Here is a 19,379-nt window from a genome sequence, read left to right as displayed (position 1 = left end):
CGGCGGACTACGGCCGGGCCGGGAAGCCTGTCCGGTCGAGCACCTCGTGCGCGGAGCGAGCCACGGCGGCGTCGACGAAGTGGCCGTGCTCGTCCACCGCGACCCCGGAGCCCGCCTGCTCCAGCAGTGACACGACGCGCCGGGCGGCGGTGATCTCCTCCTCCGACGGGGTGAACACCGCGTTGATGATCGGAAGCTGCGCCGGGGTGAGCGCTGTGCGGGCGCGGAAGCCTTGGCGGAGCAGGAGTTCCGTTCCCGTCCGCAGCCGGTCGGTGTCGGCGACGACTGTCTCCACCGGTCCGATCGGCGCGCGGAGCCCGGCCGCGGAGGAGGCCACCACGACCGCTGAGCGCAGCGGCCACATCTCGGTGCGCTGGGCGTCGGGACGCAGGCCCAGGTCGGCGGCCAGATCGGCTTCGCCGATGCCCAGCCGGACGACCCTGGGGGCGGTGGCGACGGCGTCGAGGTGGCGGATGCCCCGCGCGGTCTCGAGCAGTGCCACCACCGGGACGGATCGCTTGCCCAGCAACCTGTCGACCTCCTCCAGCAGGCCGGGTTCCGCCTTGGGCACGACGAGTCCGGCGAGGCCCGCCGTGCCGGCGACGGCGGTGATGTCGGCGGCGAGGGCGTCGGCGTTGATCCGGACCCAGGCCTGACCGCCGCCGCCGAGGTAGGCGGCGGCGGTCCGGCGGGCGGCGTTCTTGGCCTGGCGGGCGACCGCGTCCTCCAGGTCGACGATGAGCGCGTCCGCGCCGCGCCCGGCGGCCTTGGCCAGCTTGGCGGGCTGGTCGCCGGGCACGTACAGGTAGCTGCGCGGGATCATGCGCCGGTGGGCCGCTTCAGGTACTGGCCGACGGGCTCGCCGACGACCTTGCCCGCTTCCAGGACCCTGTGGCCGCGCACGAAGGTGTCGGTGACGGCGGCGGTCAGTTCGAAGCCCTCGAACGGCGTGTACTCCTGGGTGGACTCCGAGTCCGCCGCGCGCACCGTCCACGTGGTGTTCGGGTCCACCAGGCAGAAGTCGGCGTCGAAGCCGACCCCGATCGCGCCCTTGGTGCGCAGGCCGTAGCGGGTGGCCGGGTTCCACGAGGTCAGTTTGGCGACGTCGCCCAGCGACAGGCCTCGCTTGACGCCCTCGGTCACCATGCCGGGCAACAGGTACTCGGCGCCACCGAAGCCGGACTTGGCCAGGAACACGTTGTCGCGCGGGTCGCCGAACTTCTGCTCGTCGCGGCAGCACGCGTGGTCGGAGACGACCCAGTCGACCTCGCCGGCCAGCACGTGCTCCCACAGCGCCTCGACGTCGGCGCGCGGGCGGATCGGCGGGTTGACCTTCGCGCCGATTCCGGAGGCGGTGTCGATGTCGGCGAGCAGGTGCCCGACGGTGACCTCGCGGCGGAACCGGATGTGCGGGAACGCCTTGGCCATGCGCAGTGCGGCGTCCATCGCCTTGGCCGAGCTCAGGTGCAGCAGGTTGATGGTGGGCAGCCCGGTCTCGTGCGCCAGGTAGGAGGCGACGGACACCGCGAGGCCCTCGGAGTGCTGCGGGCGCGAGGCGCTGTAGGCGGCCAGGCCGGTGAGTTTTCCTTCCTCCTCCACCATCTTGGTGTAGGCGGTCATGATCTCGGCGGTCTCGCAGTGCAGTGACAGGGAGATCTCGTCGGCCAGCTCCGGGTGCTGCTCGCGCACGGCTTGCACGGCGCGCATGACGAACTCGAAGTGGGCGACGTCGTAGCGCTCGTCCTCGGGGATCATCAGGAACTTGCTCTGGTCGGCGCTGCGGCCGTGCAGACCGTGGCTGCCGTAGAACATGAACACCTTGAACGAGGTCACGCCGTGCTCGGTGACCAGCTGCGGGATTTCCTTGAGGTGGCTCTTGGACATCGGCGCCAGGTGGTAGGCGTAGTCCACATAGGACCGGCCGGCGGTCGCCGCGAGGATCTCCGGGAACACCTCGGAGTAGTCGCCACCCCGGTTCATGTAGTACTGGCCGGTGCGGATGTAGTTCAGCGCGGTGGTGACGCCGCCCTGCGCGCAGGCGCGGCTCTCGGTGCCCGCGTCGACGTCGAGGGGGTTGTAGATGCCCCAGTGCTGGTGGGCGTCCACGACGCCGGGGAAGGCGAGTTTGCCTCCGCCGTCCACGACGGTCGTGGCCTCGGCCGGGTCGATGCCGGGAGCGACCCGCACGATGCGGCCGTCCACCACACCGATGTCGGCGCGCTCGGCTTCCGGGCGGTCGTGGCGGACCACGCGGACGTTGGTGACTAGCAGGTCGAGTGCCATCGCGGTCGCTCCTGTCAGACGGTGAATGCGGCGAGGGGACGCAGCAGAGCGCTGACGTCGGTCAGCGTGTCGAGCGAGAGCGCGGCGACGCGCACGGTCTCGGCGGTCCCGGCGCTCAGGCGTCCCCTGATGTTGTCGGAGAACTTGACTCCCAGCTCGGCGTCGCTGAGTGGGCGCTGCGGGCCGCCCCGGTTGGCGGTCACCTCGGCCCGCCACTCACGGCCGTCCACGTCGCGCAGCACGACGGTGGCGGGGAACTGGCGGGGGAAGATCGCGTCGCAGGCGGCGTCCGGTACGACGTCGACCTTGGCCATGATCGCCCGGCGGGCCGGGTCGGCGGCCAGCTCGTCGGTGAAGTCCTCCAGCCCCGCACCCAGCCCCGACCCGCCGAGCAAGCCGGTCGCCACCGCGTACGGCCCGCTGAACTGCGCCTGGTAACCGGTGGCCGGGGCGCGCTTGACCTCGATCGGCTCGCCGACGGTCCGGATGACCGCGGAGGGCACGCGCAGCTCGATCGACGCGATCCGGCCGGGGTCGGCTGGCGCGCCGTCCGCGCGCAGCCGCAGGCCCGCGTCGATCGCGGTGTGCACGAAGTGGTTGGCCGGATAGGGCTTGAAGAAGATGCCGGGCGCGGCCCAGTCTTCGCCGAGCCCGGCGGTGACGGCTGCCAGGTCGGCCTGACCGCGCAGGAACGACTGGAAGAAGCCGAACCGGCCCTCCAGCACGGTCGGCGGACCGGTGAAGCCGCGCCGCACCAGTTGTGCGGCGCTGACCCCGGACTGCGCCGCCCAGCCGCAGTGCAGCCGCTTGACCGTGCCCCCGGTCCGGTTGGCCTCGATCACCCCGCCCGCGAACGACGCGGCGACGCCGAGCGCGTCCAGCACGCCCTGCTCCCCCAGCCCGTACAGCAGGGCGGCGGCCGCGGCCGAGCCCATCGCACCGCAGATCGACGTGGCGTGCTGGCCGTGCTCGAAGAACACCGAGTTGCCCAGCTCGCGGTCATAGCCCGCCATTCCGAGCCGGACGGTCACCTCGAGCCCGACGGCGATGGCGCTGACGACGTCGCGGCCGTGCGCGCCCACGGCCTGCCCGGCCGCCAGCGCGGCGGGCACCACGCTGGCGCTGGGATGCAGAACCGAAGGCAGGTGCGTGTCGTCGTAGTCCAGCGAGTGCGCGAGCACGCCGTTGACGAACGCCGCCGCGGCCGCGGGCACCTGCTGGCTCAGGCCGATCGCGGTGGCCTCCGGGCGCCCGCCCTGGTCGGCGACGTGGTCGGCGGCGGCGGCGCTGGTCGGCAGCCGATGGGCGGCCACGCACAGCCCCAGCACGTCGAGCACCCGCCGCCGTACGGCCACGGAGACCTCGTCGGGAACACCGTCCTTCATCGCGCCGGCGGCGAAGGAGGCCAGCTGCTGCGCGAGCGTGCTCATGCGCCCACCACCGCGAGCGGGCGCACCGGGGAACCGGTCGCGCCGAACAGCTTCAGCGGCGAGAGCACGAACAGGAACTCGTGCACGCCGGCGGCGGCCACGCCTTCCAGGTCGAGGGTCTCGATGATGTAGACACCGCGCTCGACCAGCAGCACGCGGTGCGCGGGCAGCACGCTGTGACCGCTGCCCGGCGGCAGGCACTCGAAGGCGATGGTGTCGGCACCCGCGGCGTGCGCGCCCCGGTCGGCGAGCCAGGTCGCCCCGGCCGCGCCCACTCCGGGCACCCCGGACTCCTGTCCCTGGTAGAGGGTGCGGTCGTCGAAGTGCCGTCCCCAGCCGCTGCGCACCAGCACCACGTCCCCCACGCGCACGTCGGTGCCCTGGGTTCGCTCGGCGGTGGCGAGGTCGTCCGGCGTGATCTCGTAGCCGGGCGGGAGGCCGGCCGGCTCACCGAGGGCGGCGGGCACGTCCAGCAGCACACCGCGGCGGACCATCGGCGCGATGGTGTGCGCCCCCAGTTCGACGAAGCGCCCGCCGCGGCCGGCCTCGGCGGCGTCGGAGCCGTCGAACAGCTTGCCGTTGTGCGACACATGGGCGAAGGCGTCGACGTGGGTGCCGACATGGGTGCCCATCGTGATGATGTCGTTGGCCGCCGAACCACCGTCGGCACGAACGGCGTCACCATGCCTGCGCGGCAACGCGTGCCAGTACGGCGGGTGGTTGGGCGACTGGGCCATGCCCACGGTGAGCGGCCTGCCCAGGTCATGCACGACGAGGCCGCTCGCTACGGCATCGATCAGCGCCGCGGTGGTCGCGGTCGGTGTCATGGAAGTCCTTCTGGTCGTCTGGGCGGTGGTCACGCGACCACCTTCTCGGCGCGCAGCCGGGCGGCTTCGGCGGCGTCGACGCCCAGGTCCGAGAGGATCTCGTCGGTGTCGGCTCCGAGGGAGCGGCCGGTGAACCGGACGCGGCCGGGTGCTGCCGCCGCCCGCCACATCACGTTGTGCATCAACAGATCGCCGAAGTCGTCGTCGGGAGCGACGGTGAGCATCCCGGTCTGCCGGACGTGCTCGTCCTCGACCAGGTCGCGCGCCGTGTAAACGGGGGCGACGGCCGCACCCGCCTCGGCGAACGCGGCGCTGACCTCCGCCTCGGTCCGTTCGGCGATCCAGCCGCCGACGTGGTCGTCGAGCAGGTCGGCGTGCGCGGCGCGACCGTGCCCGCTGGCGAACCACGGCTCGCCGATCACCTCGGGATGGCCGACCAGCTCCAGCACGCGCTCGGCGATGCGCTGGGCGCTGGTGGAGATGGCGACCCAGCGGCCGTCCTTGGTGCGGTAGGTGTTGCGCGGGGCGTTGTTGGTGGAACGGTTGCCGTGCCGCTGACCGATGATCCCCAGCTGCTGGTAGAACATCGGGCCGGGGCCGACGGCGGTCATGATCGGTTCGAGCAGGTTGATGTCGATGACCTCGCCCCTGCCGCCGTTGCGGTCGCGGGCGAACAACGCCATGGCCACGGCGGAGGCCGCCGCGATGCCGCAGATGCTGTCGGCGAGGCCGAACGCGGGCAGCGTGGGCGGGCCGTCGGGCTCCCCGGTGAGGTGGGCGAAGCCGCTCATCGCCTCGGCGAGCGTGCCGAAGCCCGCCCGGCCCGCGTACGGGCCGGTCTGCCCGAAGCCGGTGACGCGGACGATCACCAGGCCGGGGTTGACCTCGTGCAGCCGCTCGGGCCCGATGCCCCAGCGCTCCAGCGTGCCGGGACGGAAGTTCTCGACCAGGACGTCGGCCTGCGCGGCGAGCCTCAGCAGCAGCGCCGCACCGTCCGATGTGGACAGCTTGAGCCCGAGGTGGCGCTTGTTGCGGGAGATCTCCTTCCACCACAACGAAACGCCGTCCTTCTGCGCGCCGTGTCCGCGCATCCCGTCACCGAACTCGGGGTGCTCGATCTTGATGACGTCGGCACCGTGGTCGCCGAGAAGCCTGCAGCAGAGCGGGCCGGCGAGGATCGTCGAGACGTCGAGCACCCGCACCCCGGTCAGCGGTCCGTCGGACATGGAGCCCCCTTTTCTTCGCCCTCAGTCGTTCCGTTCAGGCGAACGCTGTTCCGCTCAGAGGTTAGGTTGCCGATGTGTGCGCGGTCAACCATCCCGGTGGCCGGGTGCTGTGACGCTGAGCGCGCCCAGATGCCCCGGTTGAGCCCGGCGGTGAGTGCGGCCAGCACCAGGAACCCGGCCAGTGACAGCAGTCCGGCGGTGTACGAGCCGCTGTCGGTCAGCACGCCCATCACCAGCGGACCGGCCACGCCGCCGATGCAGCCACCCGCCTGGATCACGGCGGTGGCCGCTCCCGGCGCGTTCGCGTGCGCGGTCACCACCGCGTGCCCCGCGATGCCGGTCCATCCCCAGCCGGCTCCGGCCGCGAGCACCGCGCCGCCCCAGAACGCGACCGGCGACGGCAGCGCCAGCACACCGAACCCGGCCGCTCCCACCAGGAGCAGGGCGGCCAGCGCACGCTGCCCTGGCGGACGGCCGGTGGCGGTGAACCCGAGCACGAGCCGGACGCCGATGGTGGCCGCGCTGGCCGTCGCCAGCGCCACTCCGGCCACACCGGCCGCGGTCCCCGACGCGACGCCGTAGCCGACCAGGAACGCGCTCATCGCGGTCGCCGCCGCCGACCCGAGGAAGAACACGCCGGTCATCCCCAGCAACGGACCGATCGGCCGCAGTGCTCCCCCACCTGCTTGACGCCGTGGGCGGGACAACGGTGGAACGGGAACGAGCGCGACGAGCGCCACCGCGACCGCGGAGCACAGGAACACCGCCCGCCAGTGCAGGACGGCGGCCAGTGTCGGCACCGCGAGCCCGGCGAGCAGGGTGGCGGCCGGGATGGACGAGCGTTCCAGCGCGAACGCCCGCGGGGCCGCCGCGGGACCGACGCCGCGGGCGATGAGCATCCCGCCCACCGGGCCCGCCACCGCCGTACCGAGCCCGCCGACGGCCAGAGCCACGACGAGGCCGGTGACGGTGCTCCCGAACGCCGCGGCCGCGGCCAGGCAGGCAGCCGCGGCCGCCACCGACAGCCGCACCGCCGTCGCCGCGCCGATCCGGTCGACGATGCGCCCGCCGAAGGGCATGAGCACGCCACCCAGGGCGAAGAACACCGACACCACCGCGCCGAACCGGGTGGCGCTCAGCCCGAGGTCGGCCCGGATCTCCACACTGAGCGCGCCGGTGAGGTAGATCGGGAACATGTAGCCGGCGCCCACCAGGACGGCCAGCACGACGACCGGGCCGTCCCGGGGCGGCTTCACCCCCAGATCTCGTCGGCGTAGGTGATGTTCACGTCGGTGCGCCACCCGGTGGCCGGGTCGCTGCCCCACTTCTCCCGCCAGCCCGCCGCGTGCTCGAGCACGGCCGGGTCGCCGTGGTGCAGCTTGCCCTCGGCGTGGAAGGCGTCGAGGTCGTCGACGAACATCAGGTCGAAGTGCTTGAACCACTCCTCGCCGCGGGCGTTCTGGCGCACCACGTAGTTCGCGTAGTTCTGGATGCCGGGGTTCTGCCGGAACACCGGGTAGTCGACGGTGCGGGTGTACTCGGCGTACTCCTCCAGCGGCACGCCGGGCTTGATGTTGTAGGTGAGCAGTACGAGCTTGCGAGCCATACGGGTCTCCTCAGATGGTCCGGCCGACGGCATGTCCCTCGGCCACGGCTTCGAGCAGGGAACGGGGCGCGACCGCGTCACCGACGACGTGCACCGGCACGCCGGCCTCGGCGAGGGCGCCGGACAGGTCGTCCAGCGCGTCCGGCGGGTCGATGGCGACCACGTCCCGGACTCCGGCGACTTCGGTGGCGACACCGGTCAAGGTGCTGGTGATGGTGACGACGCCGGCGCGCACGTCGGCGTCGGCGGACGTCCACAGGCTCACGCCGAGCGAACGCAGCCGCTCGACGGCGGTCATCCGGCTGTACTCGCTCACCGCCCACAGCGCCGTGCCCGCGGACGTCACCACGTGCACGCGCGCTCCGGCGCGGGCCACGGTCTCGGCCACCGACGAGGTGGTCCAGCCGCCCTCGTCGTCGAGGACGAGCACCAGGTGGCCTGCCCAGTCGCGTCCGGCGAGCGCCTCCTCGGGGGTGAGCGCGCGGCCCCAGCCGGGGACCACGCGCGCCCGCCGGACGGCACCCGTGGCGACCACGACCGCGTCCGGCGACTCGGCGAGCACGTCGGACGCGGCGGCGCGGTGTGGCCGGATCGGGACGCCGAGGGCGGCGAGCCTGCGGTGCTGGTGGGCCCGGAGCCGGTCGAGGTGGCCCCGGCCCGCGCCGCGGCGGCCGGTGCGCAGCTGGCCTCCGAGTTCGCCGCCCGATTCCCAGAGGGTCACGGTGTGGCCGCGCTCGGCGGCGACCGCGGCGGCCTCGGCGCCCGCGGCACCGCCACCGACGACCACGATCCGTCCCGGCCTGCCGGTGGCCTCCGGGACGGCCGGCCAGTCGGCCTCGCGACCGGCCGCGGGGTTGACCATGCAGGTGATCGGGCGGTGGCCCGCGATCTCGCCGATGCAGAAGTTGCAGGACACGCACGGACGGATGTCGCGCTCACGGCCCGCCGCCGCCTTGGCCAGCAGGTGCGGGTCGGCGATGTGGGCGCGGGTCATCGCGACCGCCGCCAGCCCGGCGGCGAGGCCGCGCTCGGCGTCGTCGAGGTCGACGAACCGGCAGGCGGCCAGCACGGGCGTGCGCTCGCACCTCCGCGCGACGGCGAGGGTCTGCGCGAGGTACGGGGTGTGCCCCTCGCTCATGTCGGCGACGTGGTGACCGATGGACGGCACGGTGTAGGACGCGACGGAGACGTTGAGGAAGGCGAGCTCTCGGGTCGTGTCCACCAGTTCGGCGATCCGCTCGCCCTCGTCCAGCGTCTGCCCGCCGCCGACCAGTTCGTCCGCGCTCATCCGGACGCCGACGGCGATCTCGGTGCCGACGGCGTCGAGGACCGCGTCCAGCACCTCCAGCGGATAACGCAACCGTGCGTCGAGATCGCCGCCGTAGCAGTCGGTGCGCGTGTTGGCCGCGGGTGAGATGAACTGGTGCAGCAGATGTCCGTGTCCAAAGTGGATTTCCACGCCCTGGAAACCGGCCTTCGCCGCCAGCCGCGCGGCGTCGGCGTAGGCGGTGCGGACCTCGGTCATCTCCCTGCGGGCCATGGCATGAGGAACCGAGCCCGCGACGTTCCACCTGCGAGCCGACGGCCCCCACGCGGCCGAGCGCTCGAACACGTTCTCGCTGTGCCGGCCCGCGTGGGTGATCTGCGTGAAGATCGCGGCACCTTCGGCGCGCACCGCGTCGACGATGCGGGTGAGACCGGGCAGCGCCGCCGGCGAAGCGGACAGGCCGCCCGCCCGGCCGAGGCTGGTGGCGTGCACCCGCAGCGGCTCGGTGATGATCAGCCCGGCGCCGCCGCGCGCGCGTTCGGCGTGGTAGGCGACGTGCCGGTCGGTCGGCAGGAAGCCGACGCCGAAGTTGGTGGTGTGCGCGGAGACGAACACCCGGTTGCGCAGCGCCACCCCGCCGATCTCGACCGGGGAGAACACCCGCGACCTCATGCGGCACCACCGGGTCGCCAGCGCTCGTCCAGTTCGCCTGCGGTGCGGGCGTTCAGCACGCCGGTCTCGGCCAGGTCGTTCCACACCCGCTGCTCGACGATCAGCCCGTCCCGCACCACGAACCGGTCCACGTACCGGACGTTGTCGAACGCGACGCCGTGCAGGTTCTCGCCGTAGAGCCTGCCGATGGAGAACACCACGGCGTCCGCGCCTCCGGTGCTGTCGTAGTGGTCGCGGTGCTTGTCCACGAAGCGGTAGCGGGTGGCGGAGACGGCGGCCAGCTCATTCAGGTTCGTGTACTCACGTCCACCGGGGAAGATCATCCTGATCGCCGGGTCGAGATGGCGCGCCGCGTCGGCGAGGCGGCCGGCACCATAAGCGGCCAGGAACTCCTCCACCACTTCCCACGGCCTCATCGCGGGCACCCGCCGCAGCGCCGGGCCGCCTCGCGGACGGCGGTGACGATGGTGTTGTAACCGGTGCAGCGACACAGGTTTCCGTTGATGGCGGCGAGGATCTCGTCGTCCGTCGGGTCCGGAGTGGACTCGATCAGCTCGCGCGCGGTGAGCAGCATCCCCGGCAGGCAGAACCCGCACTGGAAGGCGAACTCGTCCCAGAACGCCTCCTGCACCGGATGGAGGTCGTCGCCGTCGGCCAGCGACTCGACCGTGCACACGTCCCCGCCGTCGGCGGTCAGCGCGAGCACCGAGCACGACTTGGTGGTCCTGCCGTCGAGCACGACCGTGCAGGCACCGCAGTCGCCGGTGAGGCAACCGACATGGGTGCCGGTCAGCCCGACCTTCTCCCGGATGGCGTGCACCAGCAACGTGCGTGCGTCGGCGTCGAACTCGTGCTCGCGGCCGTTCACCGTCAGTCGCACAGCTCCTCCTTCACTGCGTTCGCCACGGCGCGATCGGCGATCACGGAGGCGATGCGCCGCCGGTAAGCGGCGTCCGCCAGCACGTCGGACCACGGCTCGGTGTCGTCCAGCGCGGCCAGCACGGCCTCGCGGTGCGTCTGGTTCCAGGACTCCCGCTCGACCTCCACCACCACCGGGGTGGCGGCCGCACCACCGATGGCGACCCGCACGGTGGCGGCGCCGACCAGGGCGGCCGCCGTGACGATCGGCCAGCTGCTCTCGGCGAGCTTGAACTTCAGGTAGCCGATCGCGGTGTCCGTGCGGGGAACGGTGAACGCGGTCAGCACCTCGTCGGGCTCGCGGACGGTCCGGAAGCCGCCGGTGAAGAACTCCTCCGCCCCGACCTCGCGCTCGCCGCGCACACTCGCGAGCCGCATCCGCGCCTTCAGCGCGACCAGGCACGCCGGGACGTCGGAGGCGGGGTTGGCGTAGCAGGCCGATCCACCGGCCGTGCCGCGGTGGCGGATCTGCGGACCGCCGGTGATGCCGCGTGCCACCCTGGGCAGCAGCGGCACGTCGGCGGCCATGAGATCGGCGTACGTGGTCATCGCGCCCACGACCGCGCCCTCGCCGGTGGCGGTGATGCCCGCCAGGCCCGCTCGGGAGAGGTCGACCAGGACTCCCGGCCTGCTCTTGCCGTGCGTCAGGTCGGGCACCAGCATCGTGCCGCCGCCGATCGCCAGCCCGTCACCGTTCGCCAGTGCCGCGACGACTCCCTCGACGTCCCGCGGGGCGGTGTAGCCGGGGGTCATCGGGCCATCGCCTCGTCGATCAGGCCGAGCACGACCGGCGGAGTCAGCGGGACCGAGGTGACGGTGACGCCCAGCGGGGCGAGCGCGTCCTCCACGGCGTTCGCGACCGCCGCCTGAGCACCACCCACGCCCGCCTCGCCGGCGCCTTTGTTGCCGTGCATGGTGAACGGGCTCGGGGTGACCTGGTGGATCATGCGCAGGACCGGGATGTCGCCCGCGCGCGGCAGGAGGTAGGTCTTGAACCGGTCGCTGGCCAGCCGTCCGTCGGCGTCGAACACCAGCTGCTCGGACAGCGCCGCGCCCAGGCCCATCACGATCGCGCCGCGCGCCTGGCCCTCGACCAGCGCCGGGTTGATCATCGTGCCGCAGTCGTGCGCCATCACGTAGTCCAGCAGCGACACCTTGCCGGTGCCGGTGTCCACCTCGACGACCACGGCGTGCAGGCAGCTGGAGTACGTCGGGTAGGGCTGGATGCGGCCGTGCTCGTCGGGAACGTGGTCGATGTTGCCGGGCTTGTAGGCGCGGGTGGACTCCAGCACGGGTTCGATGTCCTGGCCGATGGCGAACGCCTTGGTCAGCAACGTGCGGGCGACCTCGGGCACCGGCACGGCGCGCTGGGGCTCGCCGGCCACCCGCACCACGCCGTCGACGACCTCGACGCCGTCGCCGTCCACGCCCAGCAGACGTGCGCCGAGGTCGGCGAGCTTGCTCCGGACGTCGCGCGCGGCCAGGGTGGCGGAGCCGCCGCCGACGACCATGCTGCGGCCGCTGAAGTTGCCGAAACCGTTGGGGCAGCGGTCGGTGTCGCCCTGCACCAGCTCCACCCAGTCGATCGGCACACCCAGTTCGGTGGCGACGACCTGGGCGATGCCGGTGTCGTTGCCGCCGCCGGGGTTGGTCACGCCGGTCAGCACCGTCACCCTGCCGGTCATGCTCATCCGGACGGTGGTGGTGTCGAACCCGGACACGAACGTGCCGGGGCTGTCGGAGGACTCCGGGGTCAGCTCGAAGCCGAAACCGATGCCGAGGTGACGGCCTTCCGCGCGCGCGGCCTCCTGCCGTTCGCGCAGCGCGGGGTAGTCGATGGCGGCGAGGGTCTTGTCCAGCAGGCCGTGGAAGTCACCGCTGTCGATGTTCAGCCCGGTGGACGTGCGGTAGGGAAACTCCTCGGCCGGGACGAAGTTGCGGCGCCGCACCTCGGCGGGGTCCAGCTCCAGCTCGCGCGCGACCAGGTCGATCACCCTCTCCATGATGAGGTGCGCGGCGTCCTTGCCGAAGCCGCGGGCGGCGTTGACCGGCGGCTTGTTCGTGCAGACGATGTCGAGCTCGACGCGGACGTCGCGGACCGCGTAGCCGGACGGCAGCGTGGTCGCGGACATGTTGGGCATGGCCCACCCCGCCTGAGCCGTCAGTGCGCCGATGTCGGCGACGATGTGGTTCACCAGTCCGGTGATGCGCCCGTCGCTGGTGGCACCCGCGCGGAACCGGTGCACCTGGTTGCGCGCGCCCGCCATCAGCGCCACCCGGCGGTCCTCGATCCACTTGACCGGTGCGCCGATCAGCTTGCTGAGCAACGCGATCAGGGTTTCTTCCGGGTGGCCCTGCATCTTGAGCCCGAAACTGCCGCCGATCTTGGCGGTGACGATCCGGATGCGGTCCTCGCCGACGTTCAGCGTCCTGGACAGCATCCAGCGCATCTGGTGCGGGTTCTGGCAGGACGCGTGCACGGTCAGGGTTTCGTCGTCGGTGTTCCACGAGGCCAGGTAGCCGCGCGGCTCCATCGGCGCGGTGGTGGACCGGCCGATCCGCAGCTCACCGGAGACCACCACGTCCGCCCTGGCCAGTGCGGCGTCGGTATCGCCGGTGCCGTAACGGTTGTGGGTGACGACGTTGCCCGGCCAGTCCTCGTAGAGGCGCGGGGCGTCCGGCAGCATCGCCTCGTCGGCGTCGAGGACGTGCGGCAACACCTCGTAGTCGATCCTGATGAGGGCGGCGGCGTCCTCGGCCTGCTCGCGGGTCTCGGCGACGACCGCCGCGACCGGCTGGCCGGCGAACAGCACCTTGTCCCGCTGCAGGCAGTGGATGTCGGTCCGGTTTCCCTTGCGGGCGGCCGGGTCGATGAAGTACGGGATCGGGCCGGTCAGCTCCGCAGCTTGCTGCCCGGTCAGCACCAGACGCACCCCCGGCGCGCGCTCGGCGGCGCTGGTGTCGACGGCGGTGATCCGGGCGTGCGCCACGGTGCTGCGCAGCACGTGGGCGTGCAGCAGTCCCGGCGGCCGGTAGTCGTCGACGAACTTCCCGCGTCCGGTGAGCAGAACGGCCCCGTCGCGCTTGCGCGGCGAGCCGCCGATGCCCGCACGGGCCGAGGGCGCGCTGGTCACGGCAGCTCCACCCGCAGCCGCTTTCCGGTGCGGTACACCGGGTTGCGCTTGTCCACGTCGAGCTTGTGCACCTCGCCGTTGGAGTCCACAGCGGACTGCAGGCCTCCGGTCACGCCGGGAGTGCTGGAGATGAAGAACATCTGCCCGTCGCGGGTCGGGAACGGCGGCTCGTGCCAGGTGCCCCGCCGGATGTTGAGCACGGTGTCACCCGGCACGACGAACGCGCGGATCGACGCGAAGTCCGGGAAGCCGTCCACCAGTGGGGCGTCGGGCGGCGCGACCACCGACACGAACGTGTCCCCGCCGAGCGGGACGAACGTCTGGGTGATGCCGTGATGGCGTTCCAGGTAACGGATCTCACCGCCGCGCAGGCCGACCCGGAACAGGATGAACTCGGGTGCCTCGTCCACCTCGAGCCGCATCGGGCCGTGAATGGCGTTGGCGCCGTTGTAGAGGTCGATCGGCAGTTTCGGAGTGGTGCTCAGCGAGACGACTTCACCGAAGGGCGCGAACGCCTCGGCCGTCACCGGTTCCGGAATGATCGTGTGCACGTCCGCGGCCACGACGTCAGTCATTCTTCCTCCTTCTCGTTCGGGCTGGTCATCAGGGCGACGAGGTCGCGAACGGTCATCGGCTCGCCGTCCAGCAGGGCGCCGGCGACCTCATCGGAGGCGGCACGCCCGAACACCGGTTCGGTGTAGGCGGTGAACTTCGCGAGCAGCCGGTCGCGGTCCATCGGCACGCGGCTGTCACCGACGGGGATGTCGACGGTGCGGGTGTGGCTCGTCCCGTCGGCCGTCGTCAGGGTGACCCTGGTGGCGGTGTACTCGGGATAACGCGCTTCCAGGTCTTCGGCGCGGCGCAACCGCACCAGGTCCGCGATCCGCAGCACCGCCGGGTCGTCGCGCCGCCCGGCCGTGTACTGCGCGCCGCCGACGTGCCGATCGGCCAGCGCGGCGCCGACGGCGAACGGCAGGCTCAGCGTGCAGGTGATGGTGCTCGGATCAGGCCCGGCCGGGCGGTCGACCAGCAACAGGGCGATGTCGTAGGTCTCGACGTCCACGGCCGTCACCTGACCGGGATCGAGCGCGTGCGTCTCCGCCAGCTCGGCGGTCGCCTGGGCGGCGCCGTGGGTGTGCCGGCACCCGGCGAACCACTTCTGGTGCACGTCCAGGACGGTCCATTCCTCGCCCAGCCCGTCCGCGACCCTCGCCGCGCCGTCGCCGCCGAGCACGGCGACCAAACCGCGTGGGTGCTCGATCACCTCACGCCAGCCGGACAGTCCGGCCTGGGCGGCGAGCGCCGCTTCCACGCCCGCACGGGCGATCTGCCCCGCGAGCGCTGGCTTGGTCCCCGGCGCGGCGAAGATCGACTCGATGAGTACGCCGGGAGCGAAGAACGCCGCCGCGCCGATCGCGTCGGCGACGCCGTTCTCGTCGAGGCCGAGCAGCCGTGCGCACGCGGCCGCCGCGCCGAACGACGCCGCGGTCGGAAACCACCCCGCCCTGGTGGCGGCGGGGTGCGCCGCGCGGGCGACGCGGTTGGCGACCTCGTAGGCCACGACCACCGCCGCCAGCAGCTCGGACAGGTCCGCGTCAACGTGCTCCGCGACGGCCAGCACGGCCGGGATGGCGTGCGACGGGTGGAATCCGCCGAAGCGGTAGCCGTCCTGGTGCTCCAGCACGTCGGCCGCCGCACCGGCGCAGAACGCCACGTCCGGCAACGGTGCGGCCGCGCCGGTGCCGACCACCCTGGCCTGCGGCACGCCGCCACGGGCGAGCACGAGCCCGGTGAGCGCGGCGACCTCCGGCACCTCGGCACCGCCGGTCGCGGCGCCGAGGAAGTCCAGCACCAGCGCGCCCGCCTTGGCCACGACCTCCGCGGGCAGGCTCTCCACCGCCACACCGGCGGCGAACCCGGCCAGCGCGCGGGTGGACACTAGTGGCCGCCCAACTGCTTGCGGAGCTGACCGACCAGCTCACCGAAGTGCGCGTCGTCGGCGACACCCAGCTCGCGCGGCCGGTCGAACTCCACGTCCACGATGTCCTGGATGCGGCCGGGCCGCTGCGACAGCAGCACGACCCGGTCGGCGAGGAAGACCGCCTCGCTGATCGAGTGGGTGACCAGCACGACCGTCTTGCCCATGTCCAGCCAGACCTTCTGCAGCAGAAGGTTCATCGAGTCGCGGGTCATCGCGTCCAGCGCCCCGAACGGCTCGTCCATCAGCAGGATCGACGGGTGGTGGATCAGCGCGCGGGCGATGGCCACGCGTTGCTGCATGCCGCCGGAGAGCGCCTTGGGGTAGTGGTCGAGGAACTCGCTCAGACCCACCAGGGCGGCCAGTTCCTCCGCCCGCGCGCGGCGCTCCGCTTTGGACACGCCCTTGCCTTCCAGCGGCAGCGCGATGTTGCGCCACACCTTGCGCCACGGCATGAGGTTCGGCGCCTGGAAGACGAACCCGAGCGAGCCCAGCGCGTCCCGCGAGGGTTCCGCGGAGCGGCCGGAGAACAGTGGCTTGCCGCCGATCTCGATCACGCCCTCGGTGGGGGTGATCAGCCCGGCCAGCATCCGCAGCAGGGTGGTCTTGCCGCAACCGGACGGGCCGAGCAGCACCACGAACTCGCCCGGCGCGACCTCCAGGTCGGTGGGCAGGAGAGCCCGGACGGGACCCGCGCCCGCCTGGTAGGTCTTGCCGACCCCGCGCACCGAGATCGACGCGCCGCTTCCGGTCTTCATGGTCGTTCCCTTTCCGGTGGCCGAAGCCGTTGTGTCAGTCGGCATACGCCACCCCCGCCAGCTCGTCCCACGCGCCGCCGGACGGCGGGGTGCGGTACACGGTCGTCGGAGCGGCATCGGAACGGATGAACGACATCGTTCCGCCACGGCTGTAGAGCGGGCCGTGGAAGACGTCCGGGGAACGGAAGAAGTACGCGCCCTCGCGCATCACGCCGCGCGCTCCCATGAGGACGTCGCCGTAGAGCTTGAACGACTCCTCGTAGACGGGGTGGGCCTCCTCGTCGGCCGACCGCCAGCCCGGCAGCATCGCCGCCAGGTAGATGTAGACGGAGTCGTCCGCGCGCAGCACCTTGGTCATCGCTCCCGGATCCAGCGGCGTGTCACCGTTCCAGGTCGGAGCCGTCCACTTGAGATGTTCGGTGTGCGTGATCTTCGCCCGGACTCCGCTGTCCTGCTCCGGATTGAACTCCGGTGGACCCCAGAGTCCACAGTAGAGCGTCAGGCCCCGCACCGAGGGCGCGAGGTCGACGGTGGCGCCGGCCGGGACGTACACGTAGTCGTTGACCTCCAACGGCTCGCCGTCGAGCACTCCGGAGCCGGCGACGACGTAGAGGTCGGCCTCGGCCGTGAGCACGCCGCGGTGCCGGGCGTTCAGCTGGAGCAGGAACGTCTCCGCGCCGTCGCCGGGATCGCTGCTGAGCAGGCGCTTGCGCCCACCCGCCAGCGCACCGAGATCGCCCTCGGGCACCGGCTGCCACGGCAGGTCGGTGCTGTGCACGAAGTCGACGTCAGACCTGTTCCACATAGGACGCCTTTCTGGGGGATCCGGCGGCCAGCGCGCCGAGCATGCGGCCGAAGGACAGGGCGGGCGTGACGCTCATCCCGCTGACGAAGGACTTGCCCGACAGGGCACTGCCGCCCAGCACCTCACCGGCCGCGTAGAGGTTCTCGAACGGGCCGTCGCCGCCGAGCACCCGCAGTTCGCCATCGACGGCCAGGCCCGCCGGGCTCTTCAGCGTCGTGCCGTGGTTGAGCACCGCGTAGAACGGCGGTTCGGCGATGGGCAGCGGCCGGTGCGTGCGGCCGAAGCGGTCCGGCGCCCCGGACTCCCTTGCCGCGTTGTACGCCTCGACGGTGGCAATGAGCCCGTCCGGGTCGATGCCGGCGGCCTCGGCCAGGCCGGCCAGGGTGGTCGCCGTGGCGAAGGACGGGTGGTCGGAGAACGCGGCGGTCAGCTCGCTCTCGGGCCAGGTCGGCAGCAGCGAGGGGGCAGCGCGCCGGACCGCCTCGTCGTAGACCACCCAGAACCGCAGGTCCGGCTGGTCGAGCAGGGCGTTCTCCCGCACGTCCACACTCGCGTCGTCCTCGGCCACGAACCGCTCGCCGCGAGCGTTGACGTGCAGCTCCCACGGTTGACGCGACTGCGGGGTCAGCACCGGGAAGTCGTCGAGCGGCACCGTCTTGGCCGTGCTGTCCCGCAGCAGCACACCGCCGTAGGTGGGCAGGAAGAGGTCGCCTCCGCGCACCCTCGCACCCAGCCTCACTGCCGCTTGCAGGGCACTGCCGGTCGAGGTGGGAGCACCGGGCCCCACCAGCGGCGCGCCCTCGGTCAGCTGGGGGAACAGCTCGGCGTTGCCCGCGTAGCCGCCGGAGGTGAGCAGTACCGTCGCGGCCTCGATGTCGGTGACCGAGCCGTCCGGCCCGGTCACCGACGCGCCGCGGACCCGGCCGGGACCATCCGGGTGCAGCGCCGTCATGGTGGTGCCGGTCAGGAACCGGATGGCGCCGTCGGCGCACCAGCGCTCGAACCGGGGCAGCAGGACCTCCAGCACGGACCGCCCGCCGTTGCGGCCCCAGTAGGTCCGCGGCAGCGAGTAGGGCTCGTGGAAGTACAGGATCGCCGGGGCGCCGGGGTCCATGTCGAAGCCGGCGGACATCAGCCAGTCCACCGTCCGCGGCGCGTGCTCGACCGCGAGGCGCACCAGCACCGGGTCGGCGGTGTTCCCGCTGATCCGCATGACGTCGTCGAAGTGCAGCTCGGGGGTGTCGGTGATGCCGCGGGAGCGTTGCAGCGCCGTGCCTCCCGCCGACATCTGCGCCCACGACCGCCACAGCGTGCCGCCGGCCTGGTCCGCCTGTTCGACGACGGTGACCCGCAGTCCGGCCTTCGCCGCCTCGATGGCGGCGGGAAGTCCCGCGGTGCCCGCGCCGACGACGAGCAGATCGGTCTCGATGGTCGTCACAGCGCGTCCACGAAGCGAGACGTGACGAAGTCGGTCACCGGCCGGTTCTTGTCCTTCACGATTCCCGAACGGCGCATCAGCTCGAGGCCGGACTCCCAGGCCGCGAGGTCGACGGACAGGTACTTTCCGCCGGCGGGCTTGCAGATCACCGGCTGCGCCTCGACCTTGAGCTTGGCGATGTCGCGGTCACTGACCTCGACCTTGTTGAACGCGCCGACCGCGGCCAGCACCTTGTCGAGGTTCGCCGCGTCCTCGGTGAACTGGTAGCCCTTGCGCGAGGCGCGGAGGAAGCCGGTGATGGCGTCGGCCTTGCTGTCCAGGTCGGCGGTCTTGACGAAGTACGAGTCGCCCGGCAGCTTCGCGAACTCGTCGGTGTTGAGGTAGTGCAGGTCGATCTTGCGGTGCTTGAACGAGGCCTCGGAGCCGATGAACGTGATGAAGCCGTCCACCTCGCCGCGCTTCAGGAACTCGAGCGATCCGACGTCACCGCCGGTCACCACCTTGCGCACCTTGGCGGGGTCCAGTCCCGCGGAGACGGACATCGCGTCGAGCAGCAGTTCGGTGGTGCCGCCCTTGGAGATGACGCCGATGGTCTTGCCCTGCCACTCGCTGGGGTGCGTGAGCGGCTTGCCCGGGTCGGAGGCGACGCTGTACTGGCTGCGGTGGTCCCCCTGCGCGACGGTGATGATCGGGGTGCCGTTGTCGGCGATGAGCGGACAGGTGATGACGGACGCCGCCTTGCCGAAGAGGCCCTGGCCCGCCGCCACCTGGGAGATGGAGCTCGCGGTGCCGGTGCCACCGACCGGGGTGACCCGCAGGCCCTCGGCGGCGAAGTAGCCCTCCTGCATCGCGACGTAGACGTCGGCGTAGTTGATGATGTGCTGGAAGGGCGTGACGAACACGGCTTCCGGCAGCGACGGGTCGGCGGAACCGGCCGCGCTGTTCCCGGTGGACGGGGCGCAGCCGATGAGGAACGTTCCGCCCGCAGCGGCGGTCACGGCGAAAGCACTGGTGCGCAAGAAGGATCGACGGTCCAT

Annotated in this window: 18 protein-coding genes; all 18 read right to left on the bottom strand. The window is 72.2% G+C overall.

Annotated elements, in window-relative coordinates; genetic code table 11:
* Positions 1-7 precede the first annotated feature (7 nt).
* From ACRSBM_RS08760 to ACRSBM_RS08675, 18 genes are read right to left on the bottom strand one after another with little or no spacing between them, the layout of a single operon-like run.
* Positions 8-823, bottom strand: a complete 816-nt coding sequence (locus tag ACRSBM_RS08760; RefSeq protein ID WP_434441658.1) for an HpcH/HpaI aldolase/citrate lyase family protein — start codon at positions 821-823, stop codon at positions 8-10.
* Positions 820-2,283, bottom strand: a complete 1,464-nt coding sequence (locus ACRSBM_RS08755; protein ID WP_434441655.1) for a dihydroorotase — start codon at positions 2,281-2,283, stop codon at positions 820-822. The genes ACRSBM_RS08760 and ACRSBM_RS08755 overlap by 4 nt, the downstream gene beginning before the upstream one ends.
* A gap of 14 nt (positions 2,284-2,297) precedes the next feature.
* Positions 2,298-3,713: an MmgE/PrpD family protein gene (locus ACRSBM_RS08750; RefSeq protein WP_434441652.1), complete on the bottom strand. Its 1,416-nt coding sequence runs from the start codon at positions 3,711-3,713 to the stop codon at positions 2,298-2,300.
* Positions 3,710-4,573 (bottom strand): cyclase family protein, encoded by an 864-nt coding sequence (locus tag ACRSBM_RS08745; protein WP_434441649.1) that lies wholly within the window; start codon positions 4,571-4,573, stop codon positions 3,710-3,712. The genes ACRSBM_RS08750 and ACRSBM_RS08745 overlap by 4 nt, the downstream gene beginning before the upstream one ends.
* Positions 4,570-5,766: a CaiB/BaiF CoA transferase family protein gene (locus ACRSBM_RS08740; RefSeq protein ID WP_434441646.1), complete on the bottom strand. Its 1,197-nt coding sequence runs from the start codon at positions 5,764-5,766 to the stop codon at positions 4,570-4,572. Before ACRSBM_RS08740 ends, ACRSBM_RS08745 begins: the two co-directional genes overlap by 4 nt.
* Positions 5,748-7,022 carry an MFS transporter gene (locus tag ACRSBM_RS08735; RefSeq protein WP_434441645.1) on the bottom strand — a complete coding sequence of 425 codons (1,275 nt, stop codon included), beginning with the start codon at positions 7,020-7,022 and terminating at the stop codon, positions 5,748-5,750. Before ACRSBM_RS08735 ends, ACRSBM_RS08740 begins: the two co-directional genes overlap by 19 nt.
* Positions 7,019-7,372, bottom strand: coding sequence for a hypothetical protein (locus ACRSBM_RS08730; RefSeq protein ID WP_434441642.1), 354 nt, complete (start codon positions 7,370-7,372; stop codon positions 7,019-7,021). Before ACRSBM_RS08730 ends, ACRSBM_RS08735 begins: the two co-directional genes overlap by 4 nt.
* Positions 7,373-7,382: 10 nt before the next feature.
* Positions 7,383-9,311 (bottom strand): NAD(P)-binding protein, encoded by a 1,929-nt coding sequence (locus ACRSBM_RS08725; protein ID WP_434441639.1) that lies wholly within the window; start codon positions 9,309-9,311, stop codon positions 7,383-7,385.
* Entirely contained in the window at positions 9,308-9,727 is a 420-nt protein-coding gene (locus ACRSBM_RS08720) for a nuclear transport factor 2 family protein (protein ID WP_434441636.1), read from the bottom strand. Before ACRSBM_RS08720 ends, ACRSBM_RS08725 begins: the two co-directional genes overlap by 4 nt.
* A complete protein-coding gene (locus ACRSBM_RS08715) occupies positions 9,724-10,191 on the bottom strand; it encodes a (2Fe-2S)-binding protein (protein WP_434441633.1) in 468 nt (155 codons plus the stop codon). The genes ACRSBM_RS08720 and ACRSBM_RS08715 overlap by 4 nt, the downstream gene beginning before the upstream one ends.
* Positions 10,182-10,982 carry an FAD binding domain-containing protein gene (locus ACRSBM_RS08710; protein ID WP_434441631.1) on the bottom strand — a complete coding sequence of 267 codons (801 nt, stop codon included), beginning with the start codon at positions 10,980-10,982 and terminating at the stop codon, positions 10,182-10,184. Before ACRSBM_RS08710 ends, ACRSBM_RS08715 begins: the two co-directional genes overlap by 10 nt.
* Positions 10,979-13,363: a xanthine dehydrogenase family protein molybdopterin-binding subunit gene (locus ACRSBM_RS08705; RefSeq protein ID WP_434441629.1), complete on the bottom strand. Its 2,385-nt coding sequence runs from the start codon at positions 13,361-13,363 to the stop codon at positions 10,979-10,981. The genes ACRSBM_RS08710 and ACRSBM_RS08705 overlap by 4 nt, the downstream gene beginning before the upstream one ends.
* A complete protein-coding gene (locus tag ACRSBM_RS08700) occupies positions 13,360-13,938 on the bottom strand; it encodes an ureidoglycolate lyase (RefSeq protein ID WP_434441626.1) in 579 nt (192 codons plus the stop codon). Before ACRSBM_RS08700 ends, ACRSBM_RS08705 begins: the two co-directional genes overlap by 4 nt.
* Positions 13,935-15,302, bottom strand: a complete 1,368-nt coding sequence (locus ACRSBM_RS08695; RefSeq protein WP_434441623.1) for an MmgE/PrpD family protein — start codon at positions 15,300-15,302, stop codon at positions 13,935-13,937. Before ACRSBM_RS08695 ends, ACRSBM_RS08700 begins: the two co-directional genes overlap by 4 nt.
* The gene (locus ACRSBM_RS08690; RefSeq protein WP_434441621.1) at positions 15,302-16,099 is read right to left on the bottom strand and encodes an ABC transporter ATP-binding protein; all 798 of its coding nucleotides are present in this window, start codon (positions 16,097-16,099) and stop codon (positions 15,302-15,304) included. Before ACRSBM_RS08690 ends, ACRSBM_RS08695 begins: the two co-directional genes overlap by 1 nt.
* Positions 16,100-16,133: 34 nt before the next feature.
* Entirely contained in the window at positions 16,134-16,904 is a 771-nt protein-coding gene (locus ACRSBM_RS08685; protein ID WP_434441619.1) for a hypothetical protein, read from the bottom strand.
* Positions 16,888-18,342, bottom strand: coding sequence for an FAD-dependent oxidoreductase (locus ACRSBM_RS08680; RefSeq protein WP_434441616.1), 1,455 nt, complete (start codon positions 18,340-18,342; stop codon positions 16,888-16,890). Before ACRSBM_RS08680 ends, ACRSBM_RS08685 begins: the two co-directional genes overlap by 17 nt.
* On the bottom strand, positions 18,339-19,379 hold the full coding sequence (locus ACRSBM_RS08675) for an ABC transporter substrate-binding protein (protein WP_434441613.1): 1,041 nt from the start codon (positions 19,377-19,379) through the stop codon (positions 18,339-18,341). The genes ACRSBM_RS08680 and ACRSBM_RS08675 overlap by 4 nt, the downstream gene beginning before the upstream one ends.

It is taken from the genome of Lentzea xerophila (assembly GCF_051094245.1).
GTDB classification, from domain to species: domain Bacteria; phylum Actinomycetota; class Actinomycetes; order Mycobacteriales; family Pseudonocardiaceae; genus Lentzea; species Lentzea xerophila.
Note: the sequence above shows the minus strand (reverse complement) of the source record. Positions and strands in the feature narration are given on the sequence as shown.